Annotated in this window: 20 protein-coding genes; 7 read left to right on the forward strand and 13 right to left on the reverse strand. The window is 70.3% G+C overall.

What is annotated here, in order from left to right; translation table 11 throughout:
- Positions 1-109: 109 nt before the first annotated feature.
- From ABD907_RS15410 to ABD907_RS15435, 6 genes are all read right to left on the reverse strand, one after another.
- Positions 110-793: a glycosyltransferase gene (locus ABD907_RS15410; protein ID WP_345217154.1), complete on the reverse strand. Its 684-nt coding sequence runs from the start codon at positions 791-793 to the stop codon at positions 110-112.
- A gap of 25 nt (positions 794-818) precedes the next feature.
- Entirely contained in the window at positions 819-2,375 is a 1,557-nt protein-coding gene (locus tag ABD907_RS15415) for a GH39 family glycosyl hydrolase (protein WP_345217155.1), read from the reverse strand.
- 98 nt (positions 2,376-2,473) lie between these two features.
- On the reverse strand, positions 2,474-4,135 hold the full coding sequence (locus ABD907_RS15420; RefSeq protein ID WP_345217156.1) for an ABC transporter substrate-binding protein: 1,662 nt from the start codon (positions 4,133-4,135) through the stop codon (positions 2,474-2,476).
- A 48-nt stretch (positions 4,136-4,183) separates the two neighbouring features.
- The gene (locus ABD907_RS15425) at positions 4,184-5,068 is read right to left on the reverse strand and encodes a carbohydrate ABC transporter permease (protein WP_425555782.1); all 885 of its coding nucleotides are present in this window, start codon (positions 5,066-5,068) and stop codon (positions 4,184-4,186) included.
- Between the two features lie 59 nt (positions 5,069-5,127).
- The gene (locus ABD907_RS15430; RefSeq protein WP_345217157.1) at positions 5,128-6,162 is read right to left on the reverse strand and encodes an ABC transporter permease; all 1,035 of its coding nucleotides are present in this window, start codon (positions 6,160-6,162) and stop codon (positions 5,128-5,130) included.
- 294 nt (positions 6,163-6,456) lie between these two features.
- Complete coding sequence (locus ABD907_RS15435) at positions 6,457-8,787, reverse strand: beta-xylosidase/alpha-l-arabinosidase (RefSeq protein WP_345217158.1); 2,331 nt, start codon at positions 8,785-8,787, stop codon at positions 6,457-6,459.
- Positions 8,788-9,020: 233 nt separating this feature from the next.
- Here ABD907_RS15435 and ABD907_RS15440 point away from each other — a divergent pair, with 233 nt between their 5' ends.
- A complete protein-coding gene (locus tag ABD907_RS15440) occupies positions 9,021-10,025 on the forward strand; it encodes a LacI family DNA-binding transcriptional regulator (RefSeq protein ID WP_345217159.1) in 1,005 nt (334 codons plus the stop codon).
- Between the two features lies 1 nt (position 10,026).
- Here the strand turns inward: ABD907_RS15440 and ABD907_RS15445 are convergent, their stop codons facing one another.
- Together ABD907_RS15445 and ABD907_RS15450 are read right to left on the reverse strand one after the other, a co-directional pair.
- Positions 10,027-12,051 (reverse strand): CocE/NonD family hydrolase, encoded by a 2,025-nt coding sequence (locus tag ABD907_RS15445; protein ID WP_345217160.1) that lies wholly within the window; start codon positions 12,049-12,051, stop codon positions 10,027-10,029.
- Positions 12,051-13,373, reverse strand: coding sequence for an ATP-grasp domain-containing protein (locus ABD907_RS15450; protein ID WP_345217161.1), 1,323 nt, complete (start codon positions 13,371-13,373; stop codon positions 12,051-12,053). Before ABD907_RS15450 ends, ABD907_RS15445 begins: the two co-directional genes overlap by 1 nt.
- Positions 13,374-13,522: 149 nt before the next feature.
- Between ABD907_RS15450 and ABD907_RS15455 the strand changes: the two genes are divergently transcribed.
- The gene (locus ABD907_RS15455; protein ID WP_345217162.1) at positions 13,523-14,185 is read left to right on the forward strand and encodes a catalase family protein; all 663 of its coding nucleotides are present in this window, start codon (positions 13,523-13,525) and stop codon (positions 14,183-14,185) included.
- 16 nt (positions 14,186-14,201) lie between these two features.
- On the opposite strand, the gene ABD907_RS15460 is transcribed toward ABD907_RS15455, so the two are convergent.
- Positions 14,202-15,395, reverse strand: a complete 1,194-nt coding sequence (locus ABD907_RS15460) for a metal-dependent hydrolase family protein (RefSeq protein WP_345217163.1) — start codon at positions 15,393-15,395, stop codon at positions 14,202-14,204.
- Between the two features lie 184 nt (positions 15,396-15,579).
- Here ABD907_RS15460 and ABD907_RS15465 point away from each other — a divergent pair, with 184 nt between their 5' ends.
- From ABD907_RS15465 to ABD907_RS15475, 3 genes are all read left to right on the forward strand, one after another.
- On the forward strand, positions 15,580-17,157 hold the full coding sequence (locus ABD907_RS15465) for a bifunctional metallophosphatase/5'-nucleotidase (protein ID WP_345217164.1): 1,578 nt from the start codon (positions 15,580-15,582) through the stop codon (positions 17,155-17,157).
- Positions 17,158-17,229: 72 nt separating this feature from the next.
- Entirely contained in the window at positions 17,230-18,294 is a 1,065-nt protein-coding gene (locus tag ABD907_RS15470) for a glycerophosphodiester phosphodiesterase family protein (RefSeq protein ID WP_486334107.1), read from the forward strand.
- A 71-nt stretch (positions 18,295-18,365) separates the two neighbouring features.
- Positions 18,366-19,076 (forward strand): alpha/beta fold hydrolase, encoded by a 711-nt coding sequence (locus ABD907_RS15475; protein ID WP_345217166.1) that lies wholly within the window; start codon positions 18,366-18,368, stop codon positions 19,074-19,076.
- Positions 19,077-19,092: 16 nt separating this feature from the next.
- On the opposite strand, the gene ABD907_RS15480 is transcribed toward ABD907_RS15475, so the two are convergent.
- The 4 genes from ABD907_RS15480 to ABD907_RS15495 all read right to left on the reverse strand — a co-directional run bounded on the left by ABD907_RS15480 (position 19,093) and on the right by ABD907_RS15495 (position 21,909).
- Complete coding sequence (locus ABD907_RS15480) at positions 19,093-19,767, reverse strand: PspA/IM30 family protein (protein ID WP_345217167.1); 675 nt, start codon at positions 19,765-19,767, stop codon at positions 19,093-19,095.
- Between the two features lie 8 nt (positions 19,768-19,775).
- The gene (locus tag ABD907_RS15485) at positions 19,776-20,378 is read right to left on the reverse strand and encodes a hypothetical protein (protein WP_345217168.1); all 603 of its coding nucleotides are present in this window, start codon (positions 20,376-20,378) and stop codon (positions 19,776-19,778) included.
- Between the two features lie 97 nt (positions 20,379-20,475).
- On the reverse strand, positions 20,476-21,573 hold the full coding sequence (locus ABD907_RS15490; RefSeq protein ID WP_345217169.1) for a VIT1/CCC1 transporter family protein: 1,098 nt from the start codon (positions 21,571-21,573) through the stop codon (positions 20,476-20,478).
- Positions 21,574-21,636: 63 nt separating this feature from the next.
- Positions 21,637-21,909, reverse strand: a complete 273-nt coding sequence (locus tag ABD907_RS15495) for a YtxH domain-containing protein (RefSeq protein WP_345217170.1) — start codon at positions 21,907-21,909, stop codon at positions 21,637-21,639.
- A gap of 156 nt (positions 21,910-22,065) precedes the next feature.
- On the opposite strand from ABD907_RS15495, the gene ABD907_RS15500 reads away from it, so the two are divergent.
- A complete protein-coding gene (locus ABD907_RS15500) occupies positions 22,066-22,434 on the forward strand; it encodes a YidH family protein (protein WP_345217171.1) in 369 nt (122 codons plus the stop codon).
- Positions 22,434-22,784, forward strand: a complete 351-nt coding sequence (locus ABD907_RS15505; protein ID WP_345217172.1) for a DUF202 domain-containing protein — start codon at positions 22,434-22,436, stop codon at positions 22,782-22,784. The genes ABD907_RS15500 and ABD907_RS15505 overlap by 1 nt, the downstream gene beginning before the upstream one ends.
- Positions 22,785-22,832 lie beyond the last annotated feature (48 nt).

Below are 22,832 nucleotides of genomic sequence, written 5' to 3' on the forward strand. Positions count from 1 at the left end.
TCAGCGTTTCACCGCGGCGCAGCTCGCCGAGAGCAGCCTCCTGCACCGAAAGCAGCCGTTCGAACAACCGCTCTTGGTGCAGGAGGCTGCTCTCGGCAAAGCTCCGGGCTCAGGCCGTGAAGTTCTCCTCGACGTGACGCACCATGCGATCGCAGGTACGCATGAGCATCCAGACGAGGACGGGGCCGACCAGCGCAAGGACGGCGTCGAACGTCAGGTAGACGATGCCGGCCGTGACCACGAGCATGCCGAGCACCCCGAGGCCGACCAGCGGTGTGCGGGCCAGGTAGTACAGGGCGAGCCGCGCCACGTCACGCGTCCGCAGCGCGAAGAACGAGGTGATCACGAGCGCCTGCCCCGCCCACACCGCGAACAGGACACCGAGGATGACGAGCACCAGCCCGTAACCGCTCGGGACGCCCGCGATGTCGAGGTTGGCGAGGCTGATGCCGACCATCACCTCGACGGCGAGCGCCGGGATCCACAGCTTGAGCACGTCCACGGCGTTCAGCCGGTAGCCACGCCAGAAGGACTGCCCCGGCGTCATGTCCTCCGCGCGATCCTTGTCGCGGAGGGCGAAGAGGCCCGCCGAGACAGCCGGTCCCATCGGTACGAGGCACAGGGCGACGAGTGGGATGTTGCTGGCCGAGCGGTCGAGCAGCATCAACGGCACGGTCCCGGGCAGCGTGGTCACCACGAGCATCACGCCGACGATCGCCAGCCAGTACACCGTGCCGGTGAACCGGCTCAGCACGCCTTGGCCCGGCTCGTGGTGCGGCTTCGGCTGCGTCATCGCGTCCGCCCGTGCTGGCACGTCGTCACGGAACAACCGTACGGGCGTCTCGAGAGCCGTACGGGCCGCGGCCGAGGATGCGGGCGTCGTCGAGCCACTCGGGGGTCTGGTCCTGGACCGCGTCGATCTCCAGCAGGGTGACCTCGTGGCGGCCGAGGGTGAGCTCGAGATCCGCGCGACCACCGGCCACCGGGATCGAGAAGTGTCGGCGCACGGGCTCGGCGGCCTCACTCAGCGCGTCGAGCTGCCGCCGGCCGGGGAACCGCGGCCGGCCCATCTCGCGCCACGCGGCCCAGGAGTTGCCCTCGGTCTCGTTGACGCTCGAGCGGAGCACGAACGCGGCGCCGTCGCTCCCGCCGCCCGTACCGACCGGGACGCTGAGCCGGATCCGGTGACTCTCCGGCTCGACCGGGTCGTCGGTGCCGCCGACCGGTTGCCACGCCAGCACGGTGACGCGACCTGCGTCGTCGCGCGTGACGAGGTGGTCCTCTCCGCGGGCGAGCACCTGCGACCCCATCCGCGCCATGAACGCGTACAGGTGGTAGGTCGGCTTCTTGATCTGCCCGTGGGCGAGCATCCCGAAGCCGCCGTGGAACAACGCCGTCGGCACGCCCTCCTCCTCGAAGGTGTCGGAGAACGTCCAGTACGAGAAGGAGTCCACCAGGTCCCCGCCGGCCGCGAGCACCGGCGCCAGGTACGCCGCGTTGTACGCCGTGTCGTGGACCGGGTTGTCGGGGCGGTAGGAGGAGTTGAACTCCGTGATGTGCACCGGCAGGCCGGCCAGCGCCGTGCCCTCGAGATGACGCCGCGGCGCGTCGAACTGCTCAAGCAGGGACGACGGCGCACGCAGGGTCTGGTACGTCCCGAACGGCACGTGCCCGGCCGGGCCGGAGGTGTAGGCGTGCCGGGACACAAAGTCGACCGGCACGTCTCTGGAGGTGACGAACTCGGCGAACGGCGCCCACCAGTCGTCCGCGCCGGGTGACAGGGACGGCCCGCCCACCTGGAGCTCGGCGTCGACGTCCTTCACCGCGTACGCACTGGCCTCGTACAGACGGTGGTAGGCGAACTGGTCGGCGCCCTCCCAGAAGTTGGTGAGGTTGGGTTCGTTCCACACCTCGATCGGCCAGGTCCGCACCTCCTCGAGGCCGTACCGGTCCACCAGGTGCCCGACGACGGCACGCACCAGGTCCGCCCACTCGCCGTGGTCACGGGGCGGGGTGACGTTGCCCTGCCACCAGAAGACCGTCTGGCCGCCGGCGGCGAGCCCGGAGGGCATGAACCCCAGCTCGACGAGGGGTTTGATGCCGAGCTCGAGGTAGGCGTCGACCACCTGGTCGACGTAGGTGAAGGAGTGCAGCACCCGTCGTTCGCCACCTACCTCGTACGGCCGGTGGACGCCGACGTCGTCGCTGAGCAGCCCGTGGCCGCGGATGTACCGGAAGCCGATCTCCGACTGCGTCAGTGCCAGGGAGTCCTGGTAGTCCTTGCGCAGGGCGAGGTTGAACCGGCCGGTACCGACGCAGCTGCGCCAGGCGTCGGACAGGGTCGCGATGGGCTGGTCGGGTACCTGGGTGGGCACGGGGCTCCTTGTCGGTCGGCGGACGGCATGACCGCGGGGCCGGCGACCGCTCGGGGAGAGAGCGGTCGCCGGCCCCGTGGCCGGTGCTCAGCTACCTGTCACTGCTGCTCGAAGCTCTCCTGGGCTTCGTTGGCGAGGTCGACGTACTGCTGCATGTTGATGCCTTCGAGCTCGCTGACATACGCGTCCCACTCGTCGAACGAGCGCTGGCCGAGGATGAACTTGGCCGTGTTCTGCATGACGTGGTCCTGCAGCGACTGCCGGTGCAGCGACGCCTGCTCACGGTCCATCTCGTCCATCGGGACGGGCGGCGGGATGACGGCCGGCTCTTTCTCGTTCATCGAGTTGATGAACTCGACGACTTCGGGCCGCAGCATGGACTGCACGAGGTCCGCGGTGGAGCCGTGCGCCGGCATGAAGACACCGTTGTGGAAGCCGAAGTCGGTGTTGAGGGCCTTTGGTGCGCCCGGGTTCAGGCCGTTGATGTCGATGTTCTCCATGAGCTCGCGGTCGCCGTTCTCGACGTTGTAGGTCTCGCCCTCGACGCCCCACTTGGCGAACTCCAGGCCCTCGTCCGAGTAGTACAGCCAGTCGACGAACTGCAGCATCGCGACGAAGTTCGGGGACTCGACGGCCTCCGCGGAGAACATGAGTCCCGACTCCGTGCGCGTGGTGCCGCTGATGCTGCCGGCCGGCCCTGCCGGCACGGTGATGAGCTTCAGCTCCGCGTCGACCCCGGCGTCCTCGAAGCTCTGCCGGTAGTTCAGGATCTCCTGGTCGTTACCGCCGATGGCGGCGCTCTGGCCGTTGGTGAACTTGGCGATAGCGGTGTCGTCCTCCTGCGTGACGGACTCCGGGTCCATGACGCCGGACTCGACCAGGCCGGCGAAGTACTCCAGGAGCGAGCGATACTCGTCCGAGGCACCGGTGTAGACGAACTCCTCGCTCTCCGGCTTCCAGGTCAGGCCATCGCCGTATCCCCAGCCGGCCTCCGTGCCGAAGTTCGGCGCGGCGGCCTGGAGCGTGGCCTCCATCGGGCCGTTGATGCTCCAGCGGTCGGAGAGGCCGTAGTCGAGCTCCGGGTGCTCTGCCATGACGGTCTCGAGCTGCTGCTGGAAGTCCTCGAACGTCTCCGGGGCCTCCGTGATGCCGGCCTCCTCGAAGAGGTCCTTACGGATGACGATGGAGTACTGCGGCTTCGGGTTCTCGTGGAGACCCGGGATCATGTAGTACTTGCCGTTGGCCTGCAGGTTCTGCTCGAGCTCGGGCTGCAGGCCCCACTCCTCGACCTTGGCCTGGAAGTTGGGCATGTGCTGGACGTAGTCGGAGATCGGCAGGATCGTGCCGGAGGCGACGTACTGCGTCTCGTCACCGGGGTAGGTGATCGGCATGATCATCGGCGCGTCACCAGCACCGATGAGGACGGACCGGCGCTGGGCCCAGTCGGACAGCGGCACACTCGTGATGTCGAAGGTGACGTTCTGGTTCGACTCGAGCGCCTCGAAGAAGAGCCAGTCCTCCTGGAGCGGGTAGTTCGGGTGGTTGCGGTACAGCAGCGAGAACTCGAGCGGCTCCGTCGCCTCGAACGTCGTGCCGACGTCGAAGTTCTCCATGGCTCCGACCCGGTTGTCCTCGAGGTCGGCCGGCTCGCCGCCACCGCCGCCTCCGTCGTCGCCGCCGCTCGTCGAGCAGGCGGCCATCGTGAGAGCCAGACTCGCCGCGGTGACCCCGCCGAGCGCCCTCCTGTGGGTGATCTTCATTGTTCTCCTCCAGTGGTGAACGTCGTCTTCTCTGACGGTCGAGGGGTTCTACTGCTTGACGGCGCCGAGCATGACGCCGGAGACGAAGTACTTCTGGATGAACGGGTAGAGGCAGACGATCGGCAGCATCGTCAGCACCATCGTCACGGCCTGCACGTTCGCGTTGATCTGCGCGGTGTCGCTGCCCAATGCCTCGGTCGACGTCGCGGCCGCCATGAGGTTCCGCAGATACATGGTCACCGGATACAGCTCGGCCCGGTCCATGTAGAGGAAGGCCGGGAACCACTGGTTCCAGTAGAAGACCGCGTAGAACAGGATCATCGTGGCGAGCACGGCCTTGCTGAGCGGCAGCACGATGCGCAGGAAGACCCCGTACGTCGTCAGCCCGTCGATGTGCGCGGCCTCCTCGAGGTCCTGAGAGAAGTTCTCGAAGAACGTCTTCATCACGAGGAGGTTGAAGGCGCTGATCGCGTTCGGGAGGACGATCGCCCACAGCGTGTTCCGCATTCCGAGGCTGTCGACCAGCAGGTAGTTCGGGATGATGCCGCCGTTGAAGATCATCGTGAAGATGGCGACACCGATGAAGAACTGCCGGCCCTTGAGGTACCGCTTGCTGATCGCGTAGGCGAACGTCGTCGTCAGGGCCATCGAGATGAGGGTCCCGACGACGGTGTAGATGACGGTGTTGAGGTAGTTCCGCCAGAACATGTCGTCACCCATGACGGCCTCGAAGGTCGTCACGTTGAAGCCGCGGGGGACGAGGTTGACCTCACCCCTGGTGATGTAGACCTCCGCGGAGAAGGCCTGCGCGACGACATTGACGAACGGGTACAGCGTGACGCAGCAGATGATGATCAGTGCGATGCCGTTGAACCAGCGGAAGACCGTGTAGCTGCGGCTGTCCTTGATCAGGGTCGGCGTCCCCGACGCGATGCGCTTGCTGACCTCCGAGGGTCCAGGGCTGATCGGGTCGTCGGTCGTCGTCTTGGTGCTCACCACAGGCTCGTCCCCACTGCTCGACGGGAGATCTGGTTGGCGGACACGATCAGGATCAGGCCGATGATGGCCTCGAAGAATCCGATGGCCGCCGCGTACGAGTAGTTCCCGAGCTCGAGGCCGATCCGGTACAGATACGTCGCGATGACGTCGGCCGTCGGGTACAGCAGCGGGTTGTACAGCAGCAGGACCTTCTCGAACCCGACGGACATGAACGTGCCGATGTTGAGGATCAGCAGGACGATCATGGTGGGCCGGATGCCCGGCAGCGTCACGTGCCAGGTCTGGCGCCAGCGGTTGGCGCCGTCCACGCGAGCGGCCTCGTACAGCTGGGGGTCGATGGTGGTCAGCGCCGCCAGGTACAGGATCGTGCCCCAGCCGACCGTCTGCCAGATCTCCGAGGTCACGTAGATGGTCCGGAACCACTCGGCGTGCTGCATGAACGAGATCGCCTCGGCGCCGAACGCCTCCAGGACCTGGTTCACGGTGCCGCGGATGGACACGATCTGCAGCACCATCGCCGCGACGATGACGATCGACATGAAGTGGGGCAGGTAGGAGACCGTCTGCACCGCCCGCTTGAACAGTCGCGAGCGCAGCTCGTTGAGCATGAGCGCCAGGACGATCGGCAGCGGGAAGATGATGGCCAGGCTCAGCACCCCGAGGATCAACGTGTTCTCGAAGGCGTTCCAGAACGCGCCGTCGTTGATGAACTGCTCGATGTAGTAGAACCCGACCCACTCGTCACCGAAGATGCTGCCGCCCGGCCGGTACCGGCGGAACGCGATGACGTTGCCTGCCATCGGGATGTAACGGAAGATCAAGAAGTACAGCAGCGGCAAGGCGACGAGCGTGTAGAGCCGCCAGTCCCTCTTGAGGCCGGTGCGCCACTCAGTACGGTGGCGATTCGCCCACGGGACAGGGCCCTTCTGCCGCGGCGGGATCCCACGGCCGGTCTTCGCGCCGTCGGCCAGGTTCTTCGGTGCGGCGTCCGGGGCCGTGAAGGCCGAGCTGCTCTCGGGGAGGCTCATGCGATGCACGTCGGGTGCTCGGGGGCCATACGACGCTTCACCTCGTCTCACCTCGTTGTGATCGGTCGCTCGAAACTATCGTTCCTACTGATGCTTCGTTTCGAAGGCTAGGCGCGCACATGTGCGACGTCAAGCGCACCTCCGCGGTCGTGATCGACCTGTAGTCGACCCGGGGAAGTACGCGATTCGCGCGCATTGGGACAGCAGAAAGACCGCAGAAAGTTTCGCGCCTGGAGCGTAGACACGCGCCTCCACGCCCGGTAGCGCCCACCGACTTCCGCGTGCGGTTCCCCGTCACCTCGCCGGTCCGACCGACACGGGCACGCTCAACCGGCGCGTGTGGTCCACGACCCGCACGCCGCCGACGATCCGCAGCGGCAGGGCCGCCTCGATGTCGGCGGCGGAGCGGCCCAGGCGCAGCTCGACGTCGCCGGGCTCGATGATGCGACGGCCGTCCCGGAGCGTGAAGGAGGTGGCGTCGGCCGGCACGGTGAACCGCACCCGCTTGGCCTCACCGGCCTCCAGCGGGACGCGGGCGTAGCCGACGAGCCGCACGGCGGGTCGGGTGACGGAGGCGACGGGGTCGTGCAGGTACAGCTGGACGACCTCGGTGCCGGCGCGGTCGCCCGTGTTGCGCACGGTGACCTCGACGCTCACCTCGCCGTCGACGGCCCAGTCGGTGACGTCCGCCGTCGCCGCGTCCCACTCGAACGTCGTGTAGGACAGGCCGTGCCCGAACGAGTACACCGGGGTCGGGTCGATGTTGGAGACGTCCGTCTTCGTGCCGAGCCGCTGCGTCAGGTAGGTGCCCGGCTGCCCGCCCGCGTGCCGCGGGATGCTCACCGGCAGCCGCCCGGAGGGGTTCGTCCGGCCGGTGAGGATCTCGGCGATGGCCCGCCCGCCGAGCTGCCCCGGGAAGAAGGCCTGCACGGTCGCGGCGGCACGCTCGGCGAGCGGGCCGACGGCGTAGGGCCGCCCGGTCACGAGCAGCAGCACCACCGGGGTGCCGGTGTCGAGGATGGCCTCGACGAGCTCGTGCTGGACGCCGGGCAGCTTGAGGTCGGTCACGTCGCAGCCCTCGCCCGAGGTACCGCGGCCGAAGAGGCCGGCCTGGTCGCCGACCGCGACGACGGCGACGTCGGCCTCGCGGGCCGCCTCCACGGCCGCCGCGAAGCCGGCGGTGCTCTCGCCGGTGACGGTGCAGCCGGGGGCGAAGGTGATCTCGCCGAGCTCCCGGTGCAGCTCGGACAGGACCGTGGGGATGTCGATCCCGATGTCCGTCTCCGGATGCCGCACGCCCACGTGGGCCGGGAAGGAGTAGCAGCCGAGCATGGCGAGGGAGTCGTCGGCACGGGGCCCGACGACGGCGACCCTCCCCGGGCGGGCCAGGGGCAGCGTGCCGTCGTTGGCGACGAGCACCACGCCCTCGCGGGCGAGCCGCAGCGCGACGTCCTTGCTGAGGTCGTCGTCCAGGTCGACGGCCTCCGCGTCGGGGACCTCGGGGTCGAACTCGGCGTCGAGGAGGCCGATCTCGGCCTTCTGGATCAGGACGCGACGCACGGCGACGTCGACGAGCGCCTCGTCGATCTCGCCGCGTTCGACCGCCTCGACCAAGGGCTCGCCGTAGCAGTGGATGGTCGGCAGCTCGACGTCGACGCCGGCGTTGAGCGCGAGACGAGCGGCCGCGGCCTCGGTGCCGGCCACCCCGTGCAGCATGATCAGGAACTTCACGCCGAAGTAGTCGGCGACGACGGTGCCGTCGAAGCCCCAGGTCTCGCGCAGCAGGCCGGTGAGGAGGTCGCGGTCGGCGGCGGAGGGGACGCCGTCGATCTCGGTGTACGAGTGCATCACCGAGCCGGGCCCACCCTCGATGACCGCCATCTCGAACGGCGGGAGGACGACGTCGGCCAGTTCGTTGCGGCCCATCGAGACGGGCGCGAGGTTACGTCCCGCCCGGGACGCGGAGTAGCCGGCGAAGTGCTTGAGGGTGGCGATCACGCCGCTGTCCTGGAGACCGCTGACGTAGGCGGTGCCGACAGTGCCGACGAGGTACGGGTCCTCACCGATGGTCTCCTCGGTGCGTCCCCATCGGTAGTCGCGGGTGACGTCGAGGACCGGCGCGAGACCCTGGTGGATACCCACCGAACGCATCGAGCCGCCGATGCGGCGGGCCATCTCGGCGACGAGATCGGGGTCGAAGGAAGCACCCCAGGACAGGGGGACGGGGTAGGCGGTGGCCTTCCAGGCGGCGAAGCCGGCGAGGCACTCCTCGTGCACCAGTGCGGGGATGCGCCACCGGTTGGCGCGGACGATCTCCTGCTGTGAGTTGGCCAGGCCGCGGGCGCCGGTGGCCGGCTCGACCGGGGTGGTCCCGAAGGGGCGGGTGAGCTGGCCCAGGCCGTCGGCGATGACCGCGTCCCACCCGAGGGGTGCACGCGTGAGGTCCGCCTGGTAGGGCGCGACGCCCCCGTTGGTGGCGTCCGCCCCGACCCACAGCCCGACGAGCTGCGACGTCTTCTCGCGCAACGTCATGTGGCTCAGGAGGTGATCCACCCGCTCGGCGACGGTTCTCTCGGGGTCCTGCCACGGCTCCACGGCAAGGGTGGACGCGTGCTCCTCCGTCATGATCTTCCCTTCGGCCACGGTGCCGTGGATCGAAACTATCGGTATGCGGCTCGAAACCGCTCCTGCTCACAGGACAGTAGAGACGGCGACAGGCCGCGTCAACTACGACGCGGCCCAGCGTGCCGCCCCGAAGGCGGCCCCGCGGGCCGGACTCTGACGGCCTTACATTCCGAAAGTGTTTCGGCCTAGACTGTCGGCTTGAGGCGACCCGACGACGTGAGGTAGATCCCCGGATGAGCACGACCACCATCGCGATGATCGCGAAGGAGGCGGGGGTCTCCGTGCCCACCGTCTCCAAAGTGCTCAACGGGCGCCCCGACGTCGCGCAGACCACCCGGCAGCACGTCGAGCAGGTGCTCGAGAAGCACCAGTACCGTCGCCGCAACACCTCGCGGTCCGCGGGCTCGCGCCTCGTGGACCTCGTCTTCCACGAGCTCGGGTCCGCATGGTCGGTGGAGATCATCTGCGGGGTCGAGCGGGCGGCGCACGAGAACGGTCTCAACGTCGTGCTCTCCGACCTGGCCGGGGAGCACCGGCCGCGGCAGGCGTGGCTGGACGGCGTCATCGCCCGCCGGCCGATGGGCGTGATCCTCGTTCTGTCCGACCTCGACCCCGGTCAGCGACGGCAGCTGGTGACCCGGAACATCCCCTTCGTCGTCGTCGACACCGCCGGCGAGCTGCCGGCCGGCGTGCCCGCGGTGGGGTCCGCGAACTGGAACGGCGGCCTGGTCGCCACCCGGCACCTGCTCGAGCTGGGGCACCGCCGCATCGGGGTCGTCACCGGGCCGGCCGACGTCATGTGCAGCCGGCAACGCACGGACGGCCATCGCGCCGCGCTGGACGAGGCGGGCATTCCCTACGACCCGGCGCTGATCCTGAGCGGAAAGTTCACCGCGGGGAGCGGGTACGAGCAGGGTCTTCGGCTGCTGGACCGGCCCGACCGGCCGACGGCGATCTTCGCCGGGAACGACCTCGAGGCCATGGGGCTGCTGCGGGCGGCCCGAGACCGGGGCCTCCGCGTGCCGGAGGACCTCTCGATCGTCGGCTACGACGACCTCCAGGTGGCGGCCTGGACGACACCGCGCCTGACCACGGTGCGCCAGCCGCTGGTCGACATGGCGCACACCGCCACGACGATGCTGGTGCGTCTGGCCGCCGGGAAGCCACTCACCATGCCGCGGATCGATCTGGCGACCGAGTTGGTCGTCCGCGAGTCGACGGCGCCGCCCGCCGCCTGAGCTAGACGAAGTCGCGGGGAATGGTTCTTGTCCAGGTCTTCGCGGCCACGCGTTCCTCGCCCTCGAACGCGTCGAGCTGCGCGTGGAGATGGAAGTCCGTTGGCGTCGAGGTCAGGACGGTCTTCGTCGTCGTGTGCACGTCCCAATCGCCGCGGGCGAAGCTCATCGCCCAGTCGGTCTCCCCGCGCACCGAGTTGAGGTCGTCACCCTCGAAGGTGTACCGCTCGTAGGCCCGGCGGGTGACCGCGAGGTCGATGTCCTCGAACCGGACCACGCCGAGGTCCTTGACCACTTCCAGTGCTCCGGACAGGTTCACCATGTTCCGGCTGACGCGCCAGTCCTGCTCACCGGGCTCCACCTGGGTCACCTGGATGGGTGGGGCGCCCTCCGGTTCCTCGAACGAGGGTGCCCGTTCGTCGCCGTCCACGTCCGGGCGCACCGGTAGCGTCAAGCAGCTCTCGTTGGGGTGCACGGTGAGGCGGACCGGTTCCGGTGAGGGCCAGACCACGGGCCAGTAGGAGGTCGAGATCGACAGGCGCAGCCGGTGACCCGCCGGGAAGGACTGTGCCATGGCGTTGAGCTGGACGGTGACCGTGTGGCGCTCCCCTGGTTCCAGCGGTTGGGGGTTGTCGGATCCGGCGTAGTGGTTGAGGTTGTACAGCCCGTAGCTGACCCGGGTCGCTTGACCGCCGGGGGCGACGTCGGACAGCCGGACGGCGACCATGGCCACCGGTCTGTCGGCGGAGAAGGTCAGCTCGACCGTCGGTGCGCCCAGGACTTCGAGGCGTTCGGGCAGGTGGTAGCTGTCGAAGGTCATCGAGCCGCCATCCTCCTCGCGCTGGTCGTAGGGCATATCCGGCGGGGCGTTGTAGGAGCACCACTTTCCCGCGAACTGACCGACGGAGAGAGGTGACTGCACCGTCAGCTCGGGGCTTTCCTCACCGTCGTCCGGCCAGGCGATGTGGTTGCGGCCCAGTGGGTAACGGGTCTCGACGACACGTGGGCTGGGCCAGCTCCGCTCGCCGACCCAGCGCCCCGGGCGCTCCTCGTAGGTGGTGGCGGGATCGGCGGCGTCCTGCATCCAGATGCTCAGATTCGGCCCGTCCATGGCGCCGTTGTCCCGCTGGTCCTTCAGCCAGTGGTCCCACCAACGCACCATCTCCTGCAGGAACCCGATCGCCGGGCCCGGCTGTCCCAGGTGCGGATACTTGTGGCTCCACGGGCCGATGAGTCCTCTCGTGGGCGCGTCGAGCCCGCGCAACAGGCGGAACACCGAGTTGGAGTACCCGTCGGCCCAACCACTGACCGCGAAGACCGGGCACTGGATGGCGGAGTAGTCCTCGATCACCGAGCCGTGCCGCCAGTACTCGTCCCGACGCTGGTGCCGTAGCCACTCCTCGAGCCACAGACCGCTGTGCTCGAGGCGCTCCAGCCACAGATCCCGCCACCGCTCGCCCACGATCGCCGGGTCCGGCGGGCAGGAGTTGTAGGCGAACATCGTCGAGGCCCAGGACAAGTTGTCGCTGAGCAGGCACCCGCCCATGTAGTGAACATCATCCGCATAGCGGTCATCGCTGGAGCAGACCGTGACGATCGCGCTCAGGCTCGCCGGGCGGCGTGCGGCCACCTGCAAGGCGTTGAAGCCACCCCAGGAGATGCCCATCATCCCGGTCCGCCCGTTGCACCACGGCTGCTCAGCGATCCAGGCGAGCACCTCCTCGGCGTCGGACAGCTCCTGCTCGAGGTATTCGTCGGTGAGCAGCCCCTCGGAGTCCCCACTGCCGCGCAGATCCACGCGCAGGCAGGCGTAGCCGTAGCCCGCCATGTAGGGATGGTGGATGGAGTCGCGCTGCGCGGTCAGATCGCGTTTGCGGTACGGGATCATCTCCAGCACGCCGGGCACCGGCTCGTCCTCGGCCCACACCGGGAGCCACAGCCGCGCGGCAAGCCGGACGCCGTCGGACATGGGGATCCAGAGGTGCTCGACCTCGCGAATCTCATTGGGCAGCGAGGTGACGGTCCGCATCAGTCTCCTTCCTGACGGTCCTCGATATCGAACTCGAGCGCCTCGACGCACCGGTCGTAGTTGCGGACCAGCTCCTCCTCGTCGCGCGCGCCCATGAAGATCTCCGCGAGGACGTAGCTGTAGCTGTCCCCGCCGTAGCCCTCCGACAGGCGATCGCCCTCCTCGACACTCACCTCGACCGTCGTGCCGGGATACCGCTGCTCGATCTCGGTGATCCGCGCCGCCGACGGGACCCGGCGCACGAGGCCGTCGGAGAAACGCCGCAGGTACCACTTGGCCGCCACGGCGAACTGGCCCTCGCGACGAGGCAGATGCGGGTCGCGATCAAGGGCGAGGTCGAGCATGACGGCGTGGTTGGACACGCCGTCGACCTCCTCGAACAGCATGGCGTGCGACTGGGAATGACGTGGGTTGACCTCCAGCAGAACGAGCCGCTCGGCCTGCGGGTCCCAGAAGTACTCCACGTTGAAGGTGCTGTTGGTCAACCCGAGCCCGGTGATCACGCGGCGGGTGACGTCGGCTATGTAGTCCTGGGTCTGCGCCGGCAGCCGGGACGGGTACTGATAGCGCAGAAAGCTGGGAACGTCGGGGTAGTTGTAGGAGTCCACGACCCCGTAGATCTCCACGCGGTCGCCGCGGCTGAACCCCTCGACGGTGAGCTGGTCCCCGGCGGCCGCCTCCTCGATCATGGCGGCGCTGCCACCGACCTCGGCGATCTCGGTGGGAAGATCGAGCATCGCCAGGACGTCGTTGAACGGCCCACCGAGCCGGTCGACCTCCTCGCGCTCCAGCGCCAGGGCGTCCTGCAGCTGCTGATCGTCCTCCAGATGGTGTGCGCCCTCGGACTCGGTGCCTTTGATCGGCTTGATCCACGCCGGGTAGGACACGTGCTCCGGCCGCGTGGCGTGCTCGTCGCCGAGATCGATGAGGCCGAAGGCGGGGTACTCCTGAATCACCTTCTGCTGCTCCAGCCGGCTCCAGTACTTGTGCTCGCACTTGACCACGGCCTCCAGGTCCGCCGAACGCAGCCCGTACCGGTCGCAGAGAATCGGGACCATGGAACTCACCGGGAAGTCCCAGTAGCCCACGATGGCGTCGATCGAGCCGTCGAAGGCATCCAGCTGCCGCTGGGCCTTGTCCAGCAGCTCCGGCACGGCGACCGTGCCTTCCTGGAGCTCCTCCGGCGTGAGGAGCTGATGGAACTCGTACTGGTCGGCGTTGGGCAGGCTGCGCAACGTCGAGTGGTTGAGCTCGTCCAGCCCGACCACAAAGATGTTCAGCACCATGCGTGACCTCTCGTCGGGTGGCCACGATCGTCGCATCGGCCCGCTCCCCTCGCCACGCGAGCCCGGGGCGGTTGCGCTCCGGCGCCCGGCGGCGCACGCTGGCCTGCCAGGGGCACGGAGCCTGGTGACCGTCGCCTGCGACATCGGTGCCGAGCCGTTGCGCGGGCATACCGAAGGGGGCCGCGATGGGGCAACCCCTCGACCGAACGCTCGCGATACCCGCCGCGGTTGCCGGCGTGACCCTCGGGGCTCTCGCCGTCGGCATGGGGCTGGCACGCGGCGCCAAGGGTTTTCACCCGCGCGGACGGGTCGTCGACGCCGTCCTCGACGTACCTGCCGAGGTACCCGCCCTCAGCACGCTGGGGCGGCCGGGCCGCCACGACGCCGTGGCACGGTTCTCGGACGGCGCCGGCCTGCCCCGCACATGGCTCGACGTCCGAGGGCTGGCGGTGCGGCTGCCCGGGCCGGTGGACCTGCTCCTGTCTTCCGGCGGACCGGGCCGCGTCACCCGCTTCGTGCCCCTCCCACGGGTCCGCCGATGGGTCGTCATGACGAGCCTCGTGCCGTTCCGGTCCGACGTCGGGCCGGTGGTCCTGGCCGCCCGCCCGACGGGGGACCGGCGTACCTGGGAGCTCGCGTGGGCACGCGGCGCCGGCCCGTGGCGACCGTTCGGCGTACTGCGGTGCGCCGCCGACCCGGAGACCGCAGCGGACCGGCCGCTGCGGTTCGATCCGGTCCTCAACGGCCCGGTGGGCCTGCCGCCGTACCGGTGGGCGGCGCAGCTTCGCCGGTTCGGCTACGCCTGGTCGCGGCGGCACGTACGTGCCGTCGCCGCGCCCCCCGGGTGATCTAGGTCGCGACCGCTCAGTCGACCGGGCGCCCGCCCCGGACGACGGTCCGCACGGGCCGGTCGTCCCAGAGAAGCTCGGGATGCTCGAACGGGTTGCCCGGGTAGATCACGACGTCGCCGACGGCGCCCTCCTCGACGCGGCCGCGGCGCGGGTCCTGGATGATCTCGGCGTTGGTGCGGGTCATGGCGCGCAGGGTCGCGAGCACGCTCGAGGCCTCGACCTGCAGGCGTACTCCGACGAGCTGGTCGTCGTCCAGGTGGCCCATGAGGTCGCTGCCGAAGCCGACGGGGACGCCGGCCTCGTAGGCGACCTCGATCGCGTGCTTGCCGTGGTCGAGGACCTCGAGATTCTTCGCCAGGGACACGGCGTTGAGCCCGAGCCCAGCTCCGCGGCGGTCCATGGCGTCGTAGGCGGCGAGGGTCGGCACGAGGTAGGCGTCCCGATCGGCCATCAGGTGAGCCGTGGCGGCGTCGATGAGGTTGCCGTGCTCGACGGAGCGCACGCCGTTGGTCACGGCGTGGGTGACCGCCTCGGCGGAGTAGGCGTGCGCGGCCACGTAGGAGCCGCGGCGGGTCGCCTCGTCGACGGCGGCCCGCACCTCCTCGGGCGAGTACTGCGGCGCGGCGAGCGGGTCCGTGAGGGAGAAGACGCCGCCGGAAGCCATGATCTTGATGCAGTGCGCACCGGTGCGGAGCCGTTCGCGCACGGCCCGGCGGACCTCGTCGACGCCGTCGACGAGCTCGTTCAGGTGGCCGTGACTGAAGCAGATGTCGACCTCGGCGCGGCGCGGGTCCCCGTGCCCGCCGGTCTGGCTCAGTGCCGGTCCGCTGTAGAGGTAGTGCGGCGCCGTGATGACCCCCTCCGCGGCGGCGTTGGCGAAGCCGATGTCGCCGCCCGCGACGTCACGCACGGTGGTGAATCCCCGGCGCAACGCGTCCCGGACGCGTCGGGCGCCGACCAGGGCGGCGTAGCTCAGCGGTGCGCGCTCGTCCTCGAGCCCATCGATGCTGTGCGCGTACGCGTGGAAGTGGGCGTCGACGAGCCCGGGCGTGACCACGCCGCCGCGGGCGTCGAGCACCTCGCCCTCGGTGGTGACGTCTCCGACGGCGGCGATCTCGCCGTCGCGGACGAGGACCGACCCCTCGGTGAGGTCCGCGGACCAGCCGTCGAAGATCAGGGCGTTGGTGATGGTCAGTACGTGCGTCATCGCTTCTCCTCCGTGGCGACGAGGCTCCCAGACCGCCGAGCGATGTGCACGATCGGTCGCTGCCGGCGACATGTGCCGCACTCTTCTCGGGACAGCTCGGCGAGGCGCGCCACCGGACGGTCACGAGTCGTTCACGCGGCCGCCCTACGGTTCAGGCACCCGCATCCCGCACGGAAGGACCGCCGTGACCGCACGCCGCCAGACCCCGTCCGCGTCCGTCGCACACCGCACCGCCGTTGCGGTGGCCGTCGGTGCCACCCTCGTCGCGCTCGCCGCCCCGGTGACCGCCGCGCCGCCCGATGGAGCCGGCACCGACCGCTCCGGGAACCCGCGGACCTCGAAGACGGCGACGCTGCTGTACTTCCACGACGCGCACGAGATCGGTCCGGTCCTGACCGGCGGCCAGGACCGCGGCGGGGTCGCGCGGCTCGCGACGGCGATCGAGACCGTGCGGGACGAGAACCCGGCGACCTCCGTGGTCTTCGGAGGCGATCTCGCCGGCGGGTCGTTGTTCGGCGGCCTGTACAAGGGCTTCCCGATGGTCGAGGCGTTCAACGAGATCGGCGTCGACCTGGCGAACTTCGGCCAGCACGACTTCGATTTCGGTGTCGACAACGCCCGCGAGCTCGTCGGGGCCTCCGAGTTCCCGTGGATCACGTCCAACCTGCTCGACGCCGCGGGCCGGCCCTTCGTGGACGACGGCACCTGGACCGTCCAGCGCGTCGGACAGGTCCGGATCGGGTTTATCGGCCTCACGGACGCCATCGAGACCACCTCCGCCGGTGACCAGCTCGTCGAGGAGGACGCCGTCGACTCCGCCCGCGCGGCGATCGAGGACATGACCTCCCACGGCCGGGTCGACGTCGTCGTCGCCGTCACCCAGCACCCGATGGACGTGAACCGTGAGCTGGTACGGGCGGTGCCGGCGATCGACGCGGTGTTCGGTGAGGAGATGGCCGAGTACTCCTCGGTGATCGAGTACGAGGGCGACGTGCCGCTCATGGCCTCCGAGGGCAACCTGGGCTCGCTCGTCCGCCTCGACATCAGCAAGGAACGTGGCGACTACGTCGTCGCACCGCCGTCCGTCGTCGAGGTGGACCACACGGTCACGCCCGACCCGGAGCTGCTCGAGCTCGAGGAGCACTACGCGGCCGAGATGGCGGAGAACCTCTCGGAGGTCCTGGCGAGCGTCGCGACCCCGCTGCTCAACCCGGATCACGCGAGCCGCGGCCGGGAGACGGCGCTGGGCAACTTCGTCGCTGATGCCTTCCGCGCCCACCACGGCGCCGACGTCGGGTGGGCCAACGGCGGCGGCCTCCGGGCCGAGGCCCCGGGACCGGACTTCACCGTCCGGGACGCCTACGCGATCGCTCCGTTCGACAACAAGGTGATGCACGTCGAGGTCACCGGGGCCGATCTGGCGCAGGCGCTGGAGGACGGCGTCGCGCAGGTAGCAGACCTCGGTGGCGGGTTCCCGCAGGTGTCCGGCATGTCCTACGCGTACTCGCCGACGGCGTCCGCCGGCTCACGGGTGAGCGACGTGCGCGTCGGCGGCCGGCCGCTCGACCCGGCGGCGACGTACACGGTCGCGGTGCCGAACTACGTCGTCGACGGCGGCGACGGCATCACCGGCTTCTCCGACGCCGACGCGCTCGTGCCCGCATCGGAGGCGCCGAGCGACGCCGAGACCATCGCCGCCCACGCGCGCCAGCTGGGCGTCATCGACGTGGTCCTCGAGGGCCGCATCACCGTCCTGCCCTGACTGCCCCCACCCACCGCACCGTTGACCCGAGCACACACCGAGCCCGTCGTCAGAACACAGCAGAGGAGCACCATGATGCCCACCCGTCGTAGCGCGACCCTCGGGGCCGCCCTGTCCGCCGTCGTCGTCGTCGGCCTGGCGGCTCCGGCCGCCGCCGAGCGACCGGACGACCGCTTCGACCTGCAGGCTCATCGCGGCGGCACGGGCCTGTACACCGAGAGCACTCGGGAGTCCTTCGCCAACGCGCTCGAGCTCGGCGTGACCACGCTGGAGCTCGACACCCAGGTCACTGAGGACGGCGCCGTCGTCGTCACGCACGACCGTCAGATCAACGGCGACAAGTGCCGCGACACGGCGCCCGCGTTCGCGGGCGACCTGGAGTACCCCTACGTCGGTAAGTACATCACCGACCTCACGCTCGCCCAGGTCCAGACCGTCGAGTGCGGGTACCAGCCGCTCCCTCAGCACCCGGAGCAGCAGATCGCTCCCGGCCCGATGCTCGAGCTCGGCGACGTCTTCGACCTCGTGCGCTACTACCGGGCGAACCAGGTGACGCTGAACATCGAGACGAAGGTCGAGGCCGCCGCGCCGGAGGAGACGGCGCCGCGCGAGGAGTTCGTCCGCGCCGTCGTCGACGAGGTCGAGGCGCACAAGATGGAGCGCCAGGTGACCATCCAGAGCTTCGACTGGGGGGCGCTCGAGCTCGTGGGGGAGCTGAACCCGCGCCTGCCGAGGGTGGCGCTGACGAACTACGACTTCCTCGAGGTGGGGCAGCCCGGAGCCTCGGTGTGGCTGGGCGGCCTGGACGCGGACGACTTCGGCGGCGACCTCGTCGCGATGGCGGAGCAGCTCGGCGTCGAGGCGATCTCCCCGGTGCACGGCTTCCCGCAGGACGGCACGGTCGCCGACGACGACTACACGCCCTACGTCACCGCCAAGATGGTCGACGACGCCCACGCCGCCGGCATCGAGGTGATCCCGTGGACGGTCGACGACCCGGACACCATGCGGCGGCTGATCGAGACCGGGATCGACGGCCTCATCACCGACCGACCGGACCGGCTCCGCGACGTCATGGACGAGTGCGACCTGCGGCTCCCGAAGCAGTACACCGCGCCGCACGGGTCGATCCTGTGAGCTGATCGCCGGTGGGTACCACGGAGCGGTACCCACTGGCGGCGGCGGGCGCTCCCAGGGACGCTGGGCGCATGAGCAAAACCGTCAACGTGGTCCTGGTGCCTGGATTCTGGCTCGGTGGCTGGGCGTGGGAGAGCGTCGCCATCGTGCTCGAGCAGAAAGGCATCCGCCCGTATCCCGTCACGCCGCCCGGCCTGCGCCCCGGCGACCGTCCCGCAGGGGTCAACCTCGCCCAGCAGATCACCGACGTCCGGATCGTCGTCGCGGATCTGGAGGGCTCGGTGGTCCTCGTGGGGCACAGCGCCGGCGCGAGCGTCGTCAACGGCGTGCTGGATGCGGAGCCGGACCGCTTCGCACGGGTCGTCTACGTCGACGACGCTCCCCTGGCCGACGGCCAGACGTTCCCGCTCGATGCGCCCGAGGGATCGACCTCTCTCCCGCTGCCGAGCTGGGACGAGCTGGCGCGGCTGGGTCTGAGCTCCGAGGGCCTCGGGGCCGACCAGCGGGCGGAGTTCCGTGAACGTGCGCGGCCCGAGCCCGCGGGTGTTCTTCGCTCAGCCGCACACCTCGAGAACCCGCGCCGCAAGGACGTGCCGGTCACGGTCATCTCCTGCTCGATGCCGGCGGGCGAGCTGAACGACGCCATCCAGGCCGGCGACCCGTTCACGGCCGAGCTGGCGGACCGGGACGTGACCCTGGCGGACCTGCCCACCGGGCACTGGCCGATGCTCAGCCGCGCGGAAGACCTCGCCAACGCGATCCACATGTCGACGGAGCAGTAGGCGCAGCCCTGCCGGTTCAGCTCGCCGGTGGGTCGACCCTCTTGTGGAGCGACTCCAGCCGGCGGCTCACGTCGTCCTCGCCGGCCAGCTCGTCGAAGGCCGCCCGGACGCGGTCGGAGCCGGGGTCGGTCCCGGCGACCTCCTGGTAGGCGTCGGCCTTCGCCTGCAGCCGCCGCACCTCTCTCTCGGCCTCACGCTCGACGCCGCCGGCCTCCACCTGCCCCTGGGCGACGGCGTCCGTGCGCCTGCCCAGGGCGGCCCGGGCGGCGTCGTGGTCGGCACGGAGAGACTGGACGCGGAAGTACGAGTCCTCGACCTGGGCCTCGAGGCGTCCCAGGTCGTCCTCGAGGCGTCGGACCTGCTCGCTCAGCCTGCGGTGCTGCCCGGCGAGATCCTCGAGCCGCTGCCCGGCCGTGAGCGACCGGCGCAGGTGCTCGCGCGCGGCGTCGTCGTTCCCGGCGGCGACGGCGGACTCGGCCCTCCGGTCGTGGTCCTCGATCTCGGCCCGGGTGCGTTGGGCGAGAACCTCGACGCGGCGTCTGCTGGCGGCCAGGTCCGCCACGGCGCGGCGGGCCCCCTCGAGCCGGTCCGTTCGGTGCGCGTGGACCTGCTCGAGAGCCACGAGCGGATCGGTGGGCTGCTGCGTGGCGGCGCGGTTGGCCCGCACCAGACGGCGGATCCGGTCGAACACCGCGGGCCTCAGGCCGCGCGGCGGGAGCGGTACGTGCGGCCCCAGGTGTTGAGCGCCTCGACCTCCAGCATCGCCAGACCGGCCGTGCGGTCGAGCTGGTCGGGGCCGGCGTTGACGGCCACGTCGACCAGCGAGCGGCGCAGATCGGCGCACAGACCCTGGTGCTCGTCGACCTTGTCCGCGAGGATCCCGGTCCACATGCGGCGCAGCTCGGGGTCCGGCTCTGCCTCGGCCAGCCGCAGCTCGTGGTCGAGCTGCTCGCCGACCCCGCGGAGCCCGTCGACGACGGGGGTCACGGCGGCGACGGGAGCCTTGCGGACCTCGGCGGCGGCCAGAGCCCGTTCGGTGGCCTCGGAGGCGCGCCGGACCTGCAGACGCAGGCGGGCGAGCTGGCGTCCGACGTCGTCGGCGGTCACGGACCGGATCGTCAGACGGCCGCGGTGGATGCCGCGGCGGAGCTGGTCGGAGCGCCGGGAGCGCCGGATCCGGCGCACGACGTACCAGAGCCCGGCGATGCCGACGAGCCCGAGGACGACGGCGATCCCACCTCCGACGAGGAGCACGCCCAGGAGGAACTCGCCCACCTCGGCGTCGAGCGGTTCGTCACCCAACGCGATCCCCTCCCTCGATCGGCGCTCACGCGCGAATGCTTGACATCACGGTACGACGGATCCGGCCCGAATGGGCGCCGACGCGGAATTTCCCCGCTCAGACCACGGTCGTGCCGAACAGCAGGCCCAGGGCGTAGGTGATCGCGGCCGCCCCGTACCCGATGCCCAGCTGACGCAGCGCGCGGCGCAGCGCGGGGCCGCCCGAGAGCACGCCGACGATCGCGCCCGTGCTCAGCAGCGCGATGCCCACCAGGCCTGCGGCCAGAAGGATCGCGGCGTTGCCGGTCATGCCGAGCAGGAACGGCAGGATCGGTATGACGGCCCCGGACGCGAAGAAGCAGAAGCTCGACAGCCCGGCCGCCCACCCGGAACCGACCTCCTCGTACGAGCGGGCCGCATCCGGACGCGGGACGGCCTGCCCGGCCCGCACCTGGGCGATGACGGCGGCGGCGTGCTCCGTGGCCTCGTCGGCGTCCATGCCCCGGGCGCGGTAGACCAGGGCGAGCTCGTTGGCGTCGACGTCGAGCGCCGGGAGGCTCTCGTGCGCGTGCTCGTCGGGGACCGAGGCGGCCAGCAGCTCGCGCTGGGAGCGTACGGAGACGTACTCCCCCGCGCCCATCGACAGCGCGCCCGCCAGCAGGCCGGCGACCCCTGCGACGAGCACCGCAGCGGACCCGACGCCGGAGGCACCGACGCCCAGCACGAGGGCGAGGTTGGAGACGAGGCCGTCGTTCATCCCGAAGACGGCGGCGCGGAAGGTGCCGGACATGCGGGCACGCCCGCGGGCCGCGAGCGCCCGCACCACCTCGCCATGGACGCGTTCGTCCGCAGCCATCGCGTCGGTGGCGTCCGCCTCCGCCTCGTACCCGGAGCGGGCCTCGGCGTGCTGGGCGAGGGCGAGGACGAACACCCAGCCGAACCTGCGGGCGAACCAGCCGAGGAGCCGGGTGCCGAGCTCTCCCTTGCCAGGGTCGGCGGCGTGCTCGCCGAGCAGTTCGCGCCAGTGCTGCTCGTGGCGCAGCTCGGCCTCGGCCAGGCCGAGGAGGATCTCGCGTTCCTCCCCGTCGCGACGGGCCGCGAGGTGGCGGTAGACGGCACCCTCGGCGCGCTCGTCCGCGAGGTAGCGCCGCCAACGCCGGATCTGCTCACGGGTCGGGCCCGTGCCGCCGTCACCGGAACGAGGTGGAGCGCTCACGCCCTCATCTTCGCAGGACGAACGGCTCCCCCGCGCCGACGGACAGGTGTCGAGATACGACGGTCAGGGCTGCGGCTGCGGAGGCGTCGCCGGCGGGGTCTGGTCGCTCCGCAGCTTGGACTTCACCACGCCGGCGACCTTGTCGGTGACGGCGCTGCCACGCTCCCGGGCGATGTCGGACACCCGAGACTCCACCTTGTTGACGTTCCGCTGGACCTTCGGGTTCTCCCACACCTTCGTGCCCGCACCCTTGATCGCCTCGTACCGGCCACGACCCGCGCGCGCCCCGAGGACGTACCCGATACCCGCGCCGACGATGAATGTCATCTTGCCCATCTGCGGAACCTCCGTGTGCCTTGTGTGCGTGGAGGCGAGCGTATCCGCGATCCCAGCTTCTGCCCATCGCACGCGGCTGCCGGACCTCTATCGTGTGACCCGCAGGTCTGGATCACCGAGGACCGAGGAACGTCGAGGGAAGGGGAAGACCCCAGGATGAGCGGCACCCGGCTACCGCGCAGCGTCTACGGGACAGGCAAGGAGCCGGACGTGCGTTTCTCGCTCGCCAACGAGCGCACCTTCCTGGCGTGGATCCGCACCTCGTTGGCCTTCCTCGCGGGAGCCGTCGCGCTGGAGGCGCTCGCCACCCCGCTGAACCCCACGCTCCGGCTGATCGCGTCGCTGATCCTGGTCGCCTCCGGGCTCGCGTTGGTGCTCCAGGCCTGGTTCGGGTGGGTCCGCACGGAGCGGGCTCTGCGCCGGCACGAGCCCCTCCCGTCGCCGATCTCGGCGCTGCCGGCCGTCATCGGGCTCGTGATCGTGGCGGTGCTGGTAGGTGTCGCCCTGCTGCTGGGGCCCTCCTGATGCGCCCCTGGGACGCGGGCCTGCAGCCGGAGCGGACCGAGCTGGCGTGGCGCCGCACCGTCCTGGCGACCACCACCGGCACGGTCCTCGCCGCCCGCTACCTCGGCGCGAGCAACCTGATGCTGGGCCTGACCCTGCCGCTGCTCGCGGTGCTCGGGGGTCTGGTTCTGCTCTACGCCGGATCGGTGCGATTCCGCCGCCTCAACGAGGACCTGCGCGCCGTCGGGGAGTCTGCGGAGGAGCCGGTGATGCCCGGTGGCGCCATGCTGGCGGCGCTGAGCGGCATGTGCGTGGTCATCGCGCTGGCCTCGGCCGCGTTCATCGTCGCGACGGCGGTCGCACGCGCCTGACCGCTCCCGCCGCTGGCGCCCGGCACCGTCCCGGGATACAACCGCGGG

The organism is Georgenia halophila, assembly GCF_039541595.1.

Coding starts and splice junctions, on each gene's coding strand:
- ABD907_RS15410 (WP_345217154.1), bottom strand. CDS start 793: ATGACGCAGCCGAAGCCGCACCACGAGCCGGGCCAAGGCGTGCTGAGC.
- ABD907_RS15420 (WP_345217156.1), bottom strand. CDS start 4,135: ATGAAGATCACCCACAGGAGGGCGCTCGGCGGGGTCACCGCGGCGAGT.
- ABD907_RS15430 (WP_345217157.1), bottom strand. CDS start 6,162: ATGAGCCTCCCCGAGAGCAGCTCGGCCTTCACGGCCCCGGACGCCGCA.
- ABD907_RS15435 (WP_345217158.1), bottom strand. CDS start 8,787: ATGACGGAGGAGCACGCGTCCACCCTTGCCGTGGAGCCGTGGCAGGAC.
- ABD907_RS15440 (WP_345217159.1), top strand. CDS start 9,021: ATGAGCACGACCACCATCGCGATGATCGCGAAGGAGGCGGGGGTCTCC.
- ABD907_RS15445 (WP_345217160.1), bottom strand. CDS start 12,051: ATGCGGACCGTCACCTCGCTGCCCAATGAGATTCGCGAGGTCGAGCAC.
- ABD907_RS15450 (WP_345217161.1), bottom strand. CDS start 13,373: ATGCGACGATCGTGGCCACCCGACGAGAGGTCACGCATGGTGCTGAAC.
- ABD907_RS15455 (WP_345217162.1), top strand. CDS start 13,523: ATGGGGCAACCCCTCGACCGAACGCTCGCGATACCCGCCGCGGTTGCC.
- ABD907_RS15460 (WP_345217163.1), bottom strand. CDS start 15,395: ATGACGCACGTACTGACCATCACCAACGCCCTGATCTTCGACGGCTGG.
- ABD907_RS15470 (WP_486334107.1), top strand. CDS start 17,230: ATGATGCCCACCCGTCGTAGCGCGACCCTCGGGGCCGCCCTGTCCGCC.
- ABD907_RS15475 (WP_345217166.1), top strand. CDS start 18,366: ATGAGCAAAACCGTCAACGTGGTCCTGGTGCCTGGATTCTGGCTCGGT.
- ABD907_RS15495 (WP_345217170.1), bottom strand. CDS start 21,909: ATGGGCAAGATGACATTCATCGTCGGCGCGGGTATCGGGTACGTCCTC.
- ABD907_RS15500 (WP_345217171.1), top strand. CDS start 22,066: ATGAGCGGCACCCGGCTACCGCGCAGCGTCTACGGGACAGGCAAGGAG.
- ABD907_RS15505 (WP_345217172.1), top strand. CDS start 22,434: ATGCGCCCCTGGGACGCGGGCCTGCAGCCGGAGCGGACCGAGCTGGCG.